The organism is Pedobacter sp. 01N416, assembly GCF_056399685.1.
Genome location: NZ_JBFTRT010000097.1, coordinates 1 through 11,294, shown reverse-complemented (window position 1 = coordinate 11,294; position 11,294 = coordinate 1). Strand labels below are relative to the sequence as shown.

At 40.8% G+C, this 11,294-nt stretch carries 6 protein-coding genes; 5 read left to right on the top strand and 1 reads right to left on the bottom strand.

Translation table 11 applies throughout. From position 1 onward, the window contains the following. The first annotated feature begins 181 nt into the window (after positions 1-181). The 4 genes from AC1DND_RS07760 to AC1DND_RS07745 all read left to right on the top strand — a co-directional run bounded on the left by AC1DND_RS07760 (position 182) and on the right by AC1DND_RS07745 (position 7,021). Positions 182-1,576 (top strand): hypothetical protein, encoded by a 1,395-nt coding sequence (locus tag AC1DND_RS07760; RefSeq protein ID WP_477580522.1) that lies wholly within the window; start codon positions 182-184, stop codon positions 1,574-1,576. Between the two features lie 33 nt (positions 1,577-1,609). Next, positions 1,610-2,983, top strand: a complete 1,374-nt coding sequence (locus AC1DND_RS07755; RefSeq protein WP_477580520.1) for a 3-keto-disaccharide hydrolase — start codon at positions 1,610-1,612, stop codon at positions 2,981-2,983. Positions 2,984-3,021: 38 nt separating this feature from the next. Beyond that, the gene (locus AC1DND_RS07750) at positions 3,022-4,449 is read left to right on the top strand and encodes a Gfo/Idh/MocA family protein (protein ID WP_477580518.1); all 1,428 of its coding nucleotides are present in this window, start codon (positions 3,022-3,024) and stop codon (positions 4,447-4,449) included. A 190-nt stretch (positions 4,450-4,639) separates the two neighbouring features. Beyond that, complete coding sequence (locus AC1DND_RS07745; RefSeq protein ID WP_477580516.1) at positions 4,640-7,021, top strand: glycoside hydrolase family 88 protein; 2,382 nt, start codon at positions 4,640-4,642, stop codon at positions 7,019-7,021. A gap of 525 nt (positions 7,022-7,546) precedes the next feature. On the opposite strand, the gene AC1DND_RS07740 is transcribed toward AC1DND_RS07745, so the two are convergent. Further along, complete coding sequence (locus tag AC1DND_RS07740) at positions 7,547-9,754, bottom strand: beta-N-acetylhexosaminidase (protein WP_477580514.1); 2,208 nt, start codon at positions 9,752-9,754, stop codon at positions 7,547-7,549. Between the two features lie 803 nt (positions 9,755-10,557). Here AC1DND_RS07740 and AC1DND_RS07735 point away from each other — a divergent pair. Beyond that, the coding region (locus AC1DND_RS07735) for a PorV/PorQ family protein (protein WP_477580512.1) at positions 10,558-11,294 on the top strand (737 nt) is incomplete at its 3' end.

Sequence of the window (11,294 nt, the reverse complement as noted above, 5' to 3'; positions counted from 1 at the left end):
TTTCATACCATTTGTTTAAGATTTTCCCCACACAATAACCAGCTAATTAAGGAAATTTACAAGCTAACCTGACCAAACAACTAACCGAAATTATCAATAACCAAATAAACCCATGAACCAGTTTTTTATAAAGCATGCACTTCAAAATGGGCAGATATAAGAACAAATCGAAGACTATCAAATGCGCAAACCTCGCTTATTACTTTTTCTAATCCCTTTTTTATTCAGTACAAAAATTGCACATAGCCAATCAGGTCTATTAGCCAAAAACACGATAGAAGTGATGCCGGTTAACTGGAGCAGTTTCCAAAAAAAAGCACCTCATGATCAACTGGCAAAAGTTGTACAAACAAGCCTCCTGAATGCCAATAAATTTGCATTAACAACCTGGTATTGGGATATAAAAAAATACCAGCCAGATTCGAGCGGTTACCTTGATCTGAAAAGCAAATCAAAGGTGAACGAATACCGCTACCGTTTTCCGGCGGCCATGTCGTTCGGTATTGCGATTGCCATCAAAACAGGTATATACGATCCTGCCGTAACAGGAGTTTCTTTACAGGAGGCTAAAAACAAAACCATCCAAATGGTAAGTGCTGTGGCTTACGATCACAAAGCGAACCAGAAGCGAAAGGTATGGGGCGGCGATTGGCAGGCGGCCCACTGGGCTTATTATTCGGGATACGCCGCCTGGCTTTTATGGGATGATTTATCCAAAAAAGATCAGACTTACATCACCGGGATGATCATTTCGGAAGCAGATCGTTTTCTTAGTGTAGTTCCACTTTATTATAAAGACAGTACTGGTAAAGTATTATTCCCTGGTGATTCTAAAATTGAGGAAGATGCCTGGAATGCAGAGCTATTGTATTTGGCAGCGGTAATGTTGCCAAGCCACCCGCATTCGGGTAAATGGTTGCATAAGGCTGTCGAATATCTGATGGCCTCAACGGCCTTGCCTTCCGATCTGCATAATTCGCGGATTGTACACGGACGGCCCGTTAGCCAATGGGTACAGGGCTCCAATATGGAAGAACCGGGTTTTGTGATCAATCATGGTATCATCCATCCGCAATACAATGCAATTGCATCCATGATAAATGCCCCGATTGTGTTTTCTTTAGCTAAAAAGATGACACCAGAAGCCGCGCGCTTCAATCTTGATAAAATTTATTATTCGGTAACCGCACATCCGTTTTCATCACCGCCCTATAAAGCTCCCGGCGGTACCATGTACCGTGAAGGCACTGCTGATGTTTATTACCCGGAAGGGTCAGACTGGGGCCAGGGTGTTTACGATAATTATGCTAACCTCGATATTGCCGCACTCACTTATGGCTGGGATAATCTTGCCCAAAAACATAAAGGAGAATACTGGGCTAAACTGCATATGGATAAGGTACTTGAACAGCAAAAGCGTTTTGCAGATGGACACACTTATGCAGGCGATCAGGAAAACAGCTATCCGGGCAGAGAAGAGGCTATTGCCAGCCGTATGGGATCAGCATGGATGACCATTTGGCTACAACGGCAGGTACCAGTAGTTTATGATAACAAACCTATACCAGAAAATTAGCATTAATCTTAAATAATCAACCAACAAACAAAAATGAAACAAATTGTAACTGTCTTTTTTTTACTGATCACATTAAATGCTGCTGCACAGTCGGATAACTGGCAGTCGCTGTTCGATGGCAAAACACTTAATGGCTGGAAACAGGTGACCGGTTCGGCCAGCTATACAGTGAAAAACGGCATGATCGTCGGTACCACAACAGCAAAGTCACCTAATTCATTCCTGGCCTGCGAAAAGCGCTTTACAGGTGATTTTATATTGGAAATGGAAGCGATGATGACTGATACGAACACCAATTCGGGCGTACAGTTTAAAAGTAATTTCGATGCCGCAGCGAATAATGGGAAAGGATTGATATATGGCTACCAGTACGAATTTGATCCTTCGGTCCGCAAGTGGACCGGTGGTATTTATGAAGAGGGCAGAAGAAGCTGGCTTTATCCGGTGTCGAACAACCCAAAAGGACAGCTGTTTTTCTCGCCAAATGTTTTTCATAAAGTCCGCATAGAATGTATCGGTAACAGCGTAAAAACCTGGCTGGATGATCAACCTGTTTCTTACCTGGTTGATTCGCTAACGGCCAACCAGGGTATAATTGCCCTGCAGGTACATGGTATCGGCCGGCCTGAACACGCCGGGATCAATATTTTCTGGAAGAATATCCGTATCCAGACCAAAAACATCAAACCGCTTGCTTTTCCAAAGGGTATTTACGTGGTTAACCTGGTTGCCAATAGCCTTTCAGGTTATGAAAAGGAGAGTGGCTGGAAATTATTGTTTGATGGCAAAAGTACCGATGGCTGGATAGGTGCCTATAAAAAGGCTTTTCCCGATAAGGGCTGGGAAGTGAAAAATGGCCTTTTGAGCGTATTGCCGTCAAATGGTGATGAATCGGCAAATGGAGGTGATATTGTAAGCAAAGGGCAGTATGCCGCATTCGATCTTTCCTTCGATTTTAAATTAAGCAAAGGCGCAAACAGTGGTTTCAAATATTTTGTAACTTTAAAAGAAAACAACAGTGGCTCTGCGATAGGACTTGAATATCAGTTGCTTGATGATAACCTGCATCCCGATGCCAAACTGGGCAGGGATGGTAACCGTACGCTTAGTTCGCTGTACGATCTGATCAAAGCGAAAAAGACAGAACGCTACTTCAGTCAGCCGGGAAACTGGAATACCGGCCGTGTAATTGTTTATCCCAACAACCATGTGGAGCATTACCTGAACGGGGTGAAAGTATTGGAGTACGACCGCGGATCGCAGGCTTTCCGCGACCTGGTTGCGCAGAGCAAATACAAGGTATGGCCAGGTTTTGGCGAAGCACAAAAAGGATATATCTTAATACAGGACCATGGCAACGAAGTAAGCTTCAGGAGCATTAAAATCAGGGAGCTGAAATCACGATAGTCAATAGTTTAATTGATCAACCATAACAATCTTTTTATATGACCGATAATAACAACGCCAGAAGAAGGTTTTTAAAACAAGCTTTACTGGCTTCTACTGCTGCGGCAATGCCGGGTTTTTTATTTGCAAATGGGCAGAATCCTTCCCGCTTTGGTACTGCCGAAAAAGTAAACCTTGCCTGTATCGGCATCGGCAACCGTGGGGGCGATATTATCCGCGAACTTCACAATACAGGCCTTGCCAATATTGTCGCCCTGTGTGATGTGGATATGGAGGCGCCACATACCCTGGCCATTCTGAAAATGTTCCCAAACGTACCGCGTTTTAAAGATTTTAGGCAGATGTTCGATAAAATGGGCAGCCAGATCGAAGCGGTTTCTATTGGTACGCCCGATTTCTCGCATTTTCCGATTACCATGATGGCTATTGGCCTTGGTAAACATGTGTATGTGGAGAAACCCATGGCCCGTACCTTCAATGAGGTTGAACTGATGATGAAAGCGGCAAGGAAAAACCCGAAAGTAGTGACCCAGATGGGTAACCAGGGGCATTCGGAAGCCAATTATTTCCAGTATAAATCATGGGTAGAGGCAGGCATCATTAAAGATGTAACGGCCATTACGGCACACATGAATATGCCGAGGCGCTGGCATGGCTGGGATACTAAGATTACTTCGTTCCCACCGGCAGAAACTATTCCCGATACCCTCGACTGGAACATCTGGCAGATGCAGACCCAGGGGCACCAGTATAACAAAGATTTTGTGAACGGCCAATGGCGCTGCTGGTTCGATTTTGGTATGGGCGCTTTGGGCGATTGGGGGGCACATATCCTAGATACTTCGCACCAGTTTCTCGATCTCGGTCTCCCTTATGAAGTAGACCCGATCAAGCTGGATGGGCACAATAACTTTTTCTATCCGATGTCATCGACACTTTCGTTCAAGTTTCCTAAACGTGGCAGTATGCCGCCCGTTGAAGTAAAGTGGTATGATGGAATAGACAATCTTCCGCCAATACCGGCCGGCTATGGTGTACAAGGGCTCGATCCCAATATTCCACCACCAAGCAATGGCGCTATTACTGCAGCTAAATTAAATCCGGGTAAAATTATTTACGGCAAAGACCTCACTTTTAAAGGCGGTTCGCATGGCAGTACATTATCCATTATTCCTGAAGAAAAAGCAAAGGAAATGGCTTCCCGCTTACCTGTTGTGCCCTTGAGCCCATCAAATCATTTTGCCAATTTCCTGAAAGCATGTAAGGGAGAGGAGCAGACCCGTTCTTCTTTTGATATTGCAGGACCGTTAAGCCAGGTATTCTGCCTCGGCGTATTGGCACAGTGGACAGGAGAAAAAATAGTTTTCGACAGGAAAAGGAAGAAAATTACCAGTAGTAAAAATGCAAACGAACTGTTGATCGGTCCACCGCCGCGTAAAGGATGGGAGCAGTATTATAAAGTTTAGTTACATTAAGCGTAGCAGACGATATTTCTAAAAACACAAATAGTGGATGTTGATCCTAACATCCACTATTTGTATATAAGAATACCAGCCCAATTGTTAATTAAGAACAATAGGAGGTAGTCTTTGGAGAGAAATTGCCGACCTATAAGTAAAATAGTTAATTTTTATAATAATATACAACGAATTATAAATGAAAAGCAACATGTTGATTGCCCTTGCTTTATTGGTATCAATAAACGTATTCGGACAAAAATCACAAGATTTCTACAAAACCCTTTCAAAAGACGGTGCCTGGTGCTGGTTTTCAGATCCACGTGCTATTTATGTGGAAGGCAGATCGAAACAGGTTATTGGAGGCTGGGTTTCAACAGATGGTAGTATTATGGTGGGCAGCTACAATACAGAAACAAAACAGATAAAGGAAGTTAATCTGCATCCCAAATTTGTTAAAGATGATCATGCCAACCCTTCTTTTTTACTGCTGCCAGATAAACGGATTATGGTTTTTTATTCGCCACACGGCGGCGAGGGCAGCAAAAACTATTTTAGAGTAACCAAGAACCCTGAAGATATCTCAGAGTGGCAGGAAGTACAAACCTATTCGAAAAACTCGGTAGGCTGGAGGGGCTTCACCTACACCAACCCGATTATGCTGTCGAAAGAAAACAACCGTATTTTCCTGTTTTGGCGTGGGGGCGATTCAAAACCAACCTTTATTTATTCTGATGATCTTGGCAAAACATGGTCAGATATTCTGACTTTGGTAAGTTCGAATGGAGTTGTTAGCAACCGTCCTTATATAAAATATACCACTAACGGTAAAGATGAAATCCATTTTGCTTTTACCGACGGGCATCCCCGTGATGAGCCATTGAACAGTATTTATTACCTAAAATATAAGGGTGGTAAGTTTTACAAGGCCAACGGAACAGAAATCGGTACGATGAAAACACTTCCCTTAAAACACGAGATGTGTGACCTTGTATATGATGCCAAGGCCCTGTATGAAAAAACACGTTTTGGTGTACGCGCATGGATCTGGGATATAGCATTGGATGCTGCAGGAAAACCAATTTTAGTATATACGCGCTTACCGGAGGAAACCACGCATCAATATTGGTATGCCAGATGGAATGGCACCATTTGGGAAGATTACAAAATCTGTAATGCGGGCAGTAGCTTTCCCCGTCAATATGAAAAGAAAGAAGACCGCATAAATGAACCACATTATTCGGGTGGGATCAATATTGACCATGAAAATCCGAATACTGTATACCTCTCACGTCCGGTTAATAATGTTTTTGAAATTTTTAAATATGAAACTGCCGATAATGGCAAAACCTGGACATCAGTAGCGGTTACCCAGAATTCGAAAAAAGATAATGTGCGTCCGTTTGCGATAAGGGGGATGGACAGCAGCAAAGAATTACAAATCTTATGGATGCAGAATGACCGCTACCCTGGATTTACAGATTACAACAGCCAGATAAAATTAGGTTTATTGAAAGAAAAACCTGCTGCAAACCTCACTAAACAAGCTGTTAATGATGCAATGAGTGTTGTTGCAAATTGGCAAATGAAAGAAACTGAAGGAAGAGAAACTGCTGATTGGACCTATGGTGCACTTTACTCAGGGATGGTAGAATATGCAAAAGCTACCAATGATACTACCTGTTTTAATTGGCTAAAATCAGTAGGTGATAAATTACGGTGGGCACAAAAACTCGATGCAAACCCGGATATGCGTTACCATGCCGATGATTATGCGGTTGGGATGATGTATGCAGAAATGTCTCGTGTTTTCAACAATAAAAGTATGTACCGCCCGATAGAGCGTTATTTTGATTTTATCTTGAAATATCCTTCCCAACGAGATCTGAAACACACTTTCGAACCGGGTAATTATTGTACTGAGCGCTGGAGCTGGTGCGACGCTTTGTTTATGGGACCAACTGTATGGGCGAAAATGGCAAACATAACCGGAAAGAAAACATACCTTGAATTTATGGATAAGGAGTACCAGCTTTCCTATAATTACCTTTACAATAAAGAGCATCATTTATTTTTTAGAGATGATGAATATTTTTCAAAGAAAGAAAAAAATGGTCAACCCGTATTCTGGGGACGTGGTAACGGCTGGGTTTTAGCTGGATTACCGCTCATCATTAAAGAGTTACCAGCCGATTTTAAAAACAAGAAGTTTTACGAAAATCTATTTGTAGAAATGGCAAAAAAAATAGCTAGTCTTCAGGATAAAAATGGATACTGGCATGCCAGTTTATTAGATCCCGAGAGCTATCCAAATCCCGAAATGAGCTGCACTGGTTTTTACGTTTATGCTTTGGCATGGGGTATTAATAATGGTTATTTAAATAAAGCAAAATATCAACCAGTGGTAGAAAAAGGATGGCAATCCATGATAAAATCAGTGTTTCCTAATGGTAAATTAGGCTGGGTGCAACCAGTAGGTGCTGACCCGCAGAAAGTAACTGAAGATATGACTGCAGTTTATGGAGTAGGAGCTTTTTTATTGGCTGGTACGGAGTTAACTAAGCTAGTTAAAAATAGGTAATTTTTGCTTTTTGTTTTAAATCTTTACTTAAACAGATCTACTCTTCGAAAGGTAAAAGCATTAACGATTAACTACCCAAATTTGAGTACATTTTGGGTAGTTAATATGGCTCATGGTTATAAATAGGCTACGAATTCTTTGTCCGATTAAATTTCAATACTTAAAAGGAAAACGAGAACGTTTATGTCGGTTTTAACCGGTTTCATTTAATCGCAGATGATAGGCAGTCTATCGCAATGAGCAGCTACACAGGGAATATTATTATTTAGGAGACCAGAAAGACGTAGTGCTCCATTAAAATCTTATTAAAGCATCTTTTAACCATTCAGTTTTGTAAGCTGAATGGTTATTGATTTCTTTTGCCTGTTTTATGGACTAGTTAAGGCAGACTATGAGCTTTGAATACCTACTATCTACAGCATTGAATTTATTCTGTTCGCAAAATAATAAACATTGCTGTTGCTGCTATCTTTTTACTTTAGATCAAATATTTAAGGTTTAGTGCAAAAGCACTCAGTTTAAAAGTTAATCTACCTTTTTTATAAAAATAGCTCCCTTAGAGTCATTACTTATCTGACCTTTTATATTGGCTTTAATGGTAAATGCGGCACCGGTTTCATAATTATTGATCGTAAAAGGATAACTATTGTTTTTTGTGCTGGTACCAGCATAGCCGTTAAGTGTTTCCTCGGCCAATTTATTTCCATTTTTGTATATGCTGATAGAATTAATATCCAATCTGCTTTCGCCACCAATATATTGAAACGTTAAAATAAAATTGCCGTTGGCATTTACTGTTCCAGTTGCATTGATCTCTAAAGTTGTAAAATCCTTTTCCTTAATGTTGGATGGCCCCCATTCTGCAGCTAAGACACCAAGTTTTTTGAAACGATCGTATTTGTCTGGAAAATAGAAAGGTAACGAATACTGTTGCCTGTTTAATACTGTTATAGCCCAGAAATTGCTGAGATTTGTTATTTTGATGGGGTGAGTATATACTGTAGCATAAGGTGTTGGAAAAGACCCATCAGTAGTATAGCGTATTTCAGCACCCTTAACTACATTTTGTAGCGTGATGGTGTAAGTACTATCAACCTTTGTATTACTCACCAGTTTTGGTTGTGGTAGCCTAAAACCATAACCTGCATTTTGGTAGCGTTGGTAATGTGTACTCATTCTACTTTCAAATGCCGTCCAGTTTTTTAGTTTTACAGGTGTCCAGCAAACTTCTGCCAATGCACTTAGGCGTGGCAAAGCCAAATAGTCAAAATATTGCTCAGAGCGGTTTTCGTTCAATGGAACCATTTCGGCCAGTTTGTTGCCATGTATAAACTGGTCTGCCCACAAAGTGCCTGATGCACCTAATATTTGGCTTCTGTATTTTTCATCTAAACCATCCAACATGGGGTTGAAGGAATACACACGCTCTAAAGAAACCGGCCCGGCCCATGAAGCTGTTTGTACCTCGCCTGGAATGTTTTTCTCAAGCATATCAAAATAACAATAAGCAGTTAGCGATTGTACAATGCTGTGTCCTTGTTCTACAGCTTTGGCAATTTTTTTCTTGTCATTCCAGATCATTCCAACCATTTTTTCCTTTAAGCCATCTTCAATTGCTTCATCCCAGCCGACTAAAGTTTTCCCATATTTTTTTAATATAGACTGTACCCTGTTATTGAAATATACCTGCAGTTCTGATTCATTCTTCAGTCCCAGTTCGTTTTTTTTCTTTTGGCAATCAGTGCATTCTTTCCATCTGCTGTAATTGGCCTCATCGCCACCGATATGAATATATTTTGAAGGAAAAAGCGCAGTTGTTTCTTTAAATACATCTTCAAGAAACTCAAAGGTACGCTCTTTACCTACACAATAAATTTCTTTACTAATAGAGTGTTGTGTTGGCATTACGAACTGCTGGTTTGTACAGCCGAGGTAAGGGTAGGCTACTATTGCAGCTAAAGTATGTGCTGGCAGCTCAATTTCTGGTACCACTTCTACATTTCGTTTAGCCGCATAAGCTATAATTTCCCTAATGTCTTTTTGAGTATAATATCCACCTGTTTTTTCAGCGCCCAAACCACGCCATCCACCTATTGAAGTTAATTTGGGGTATTTGATAATTTCCAATCGCCAACCCGCATCGTCAATTAAATGGAAATGCAATACATTCATCTTATACATCGCCATTAAGTCGATAAACTTTAAAACATATTCTTTACTAAAAAAATACCTCGAAACATCAAGCATCATACCACGCCAAGCGTAGGCTGGGGCGTCATTAATTATGGCACCATCAATTGTCCAGATTTTGTTCTTTTGGCGTTCCTTATTATAAATTTCGACAGRCAACATCTGTAATAAAGTTTGAATGCCATAGAGTGTACCTGCGCTGCTGTTCCCGGCAATTTTAACCTGTTGATTATTCACCGATAATGTATAGGATTCTCTGCTCTTACCGGCATTTTTTGAGACAACTAAAACTATCCCGTTTGATGGTAAAGTTTTAACCTCTTTTAATTCAAAGTCGAAACCAGTGGCAGGACTTAATGCCGATGCTAAAAGTGTTGCCTGTTCTTTCAATCCATTTTGGTAATAAATCTTAGTTCCTTTATTTATGTTAAAACGTTGGCCGTTTGCTTTATAGCTTTCGGGAAGTGGAATGATATTATTTTGGGCGATAGATAGTTTTGAAAGAAACATTAAGAAAAAGATAGGCAATAAAATTTTTGTCATAAGAAACTCAATTAGGGTTAAAGTAATTTACATATTATGCCATCCATCTTAAATATTAAACAAAGCACAAACGTTTGCGTTTAATCCGCTACTTTAAATTTTGCTTTAAAATGTTGACTGCCAATAATCCAATATCGAATCGATCTCTTGTTTTTTACCATACTATATTATTTCGATCATCTTTTGTTTTTGTAATAATAAATTTACAAACGACACCTATTTCGGAAATAAGCTGGGTAATTGTGCATTAACCCACGAGCTGGGCTATGCTGAATATAATTTACTGTTTTTCTATTTCTCCTGAATCACATTGTACCTTTATTTAAAAATTTTAAAGCAAATGCGGTTGCATTATCAGGGATATTAACACCGCTTAAACGCCACATTATTGTAGATCTATCGGTAAACAAACGTTTGTGCGGTGTTTTTAAATTGACTTAAATCAAATGTGCTTAGTTTTGATAAAGGTCTCTAACTAAGATCTATACCAACATCCTTTAATCATTTTATTAGAAAACAAACGAATAAATTATTCGGGGTAACCAACTAACCAAAAAACCTATAAAAGAGTTTTTGTTGCATGTAACTTCTTGAAAGAAATCGTCCTGTTGAAATCAAGAAGAATTACTGTATTGCCTGAAATAGACAGTATCATTCGCGATATGCCTTTCAGGTAATACTGTAATTAGATGAGTGTAATATCTAACCGGAGATATTTGGCTGGTGCAGCATAAAAGATTAATAGCAGTAGCGGTGATGGTTGTTTTTTGATAATAAGAACTGAAAATTTTAACTCATAACCGATGAACAGAATATTTTTCCTTTTGGCCCTGCTAACTTTAGTTATTACAAACGTAGATGCCCAGCAGGCAGGAAAAATCGACAATGATGCCAGATCTAACAGTCTGATCGCTGCAGCTCCCTTTTTACGGATCACACCGGGTGCCCGCATTGCTGGTATGGGAAATGCCGGGGTGGCGGTTGAAGCTGATGCCCATTCTGCGGCCATTAATGCCGCATCGATGGCCTACTTGCCCTTGGGGTCGACAGGGATTGGTTTAACCTATACCCCGTGGATGAGGAACCTGGTGCCGGACATGAACCTTGCCTACCTGAGCGGCTACCGTAAGCTGGACGAACGCAATACCATAGGGGCTTCTTTGAGGTATTTTTCTATGGGCGCAGTTAGCCTTACCGATGATAACGCACAGGGATTGGGAACGGCCCGCCCAACAGAGTTTGCGGCCGATATCAGYTATGCSAGGAGTTTTGGAAAAGAATTCGCACTGGGTGGCAGTATCCGTTTCATCAAYAGCAGTCTKTWTACWGGGATGACAAGTTCAGGGGTGCAGGCCGGGCCTGGAAGAGCCTTGGCAGCCGATATATCTGGGATCTACCGTACCGGGGTGATGTTGTTCGGAGGGCCTGCAGATTGGTCGATGGGGGTAAATATATCCAACATCGGGACAAAAATGAGCTATAGCGATACCGGAACACCATATTTTCTGCCTACTGAGCTGAAACTGGGCTCTGCAGTCAC

What these genes read in the sequence shown, in the direction of transcription:
- AC1DND_RS07760 (WP_477580522.1), top strand. Translation starts at nt 182, where the DNA reads ATGCGCAAACCTCGCTTATTACTTTTTCTAATCCCTTTTTTATTCAGT.
- AC1DND_RS07745 (WP_477580516.1), top strand. Translation starts at nt 4,640, where the DNA reads ATGAAAAGCAACATGTTGATTGCCCTTGCTTTATTGGTATCAATAAAC.
- AC1DND_RS07750 (WP_477580518.1), top strand. Translation starts at nt 3,022, where the DNA reads ATGACCGATAATAACAACGCCAGAAGAAGGTTTTTAAAACAAGCTTTA.
- AC1DND_RS07755 (WP_477580520.1), top strand. Translation starts at nt 1,610, where the DNA reads ATGAAACAAATTGTAACTGTCTTTTTTTTACTGATCACATTAAATGCT.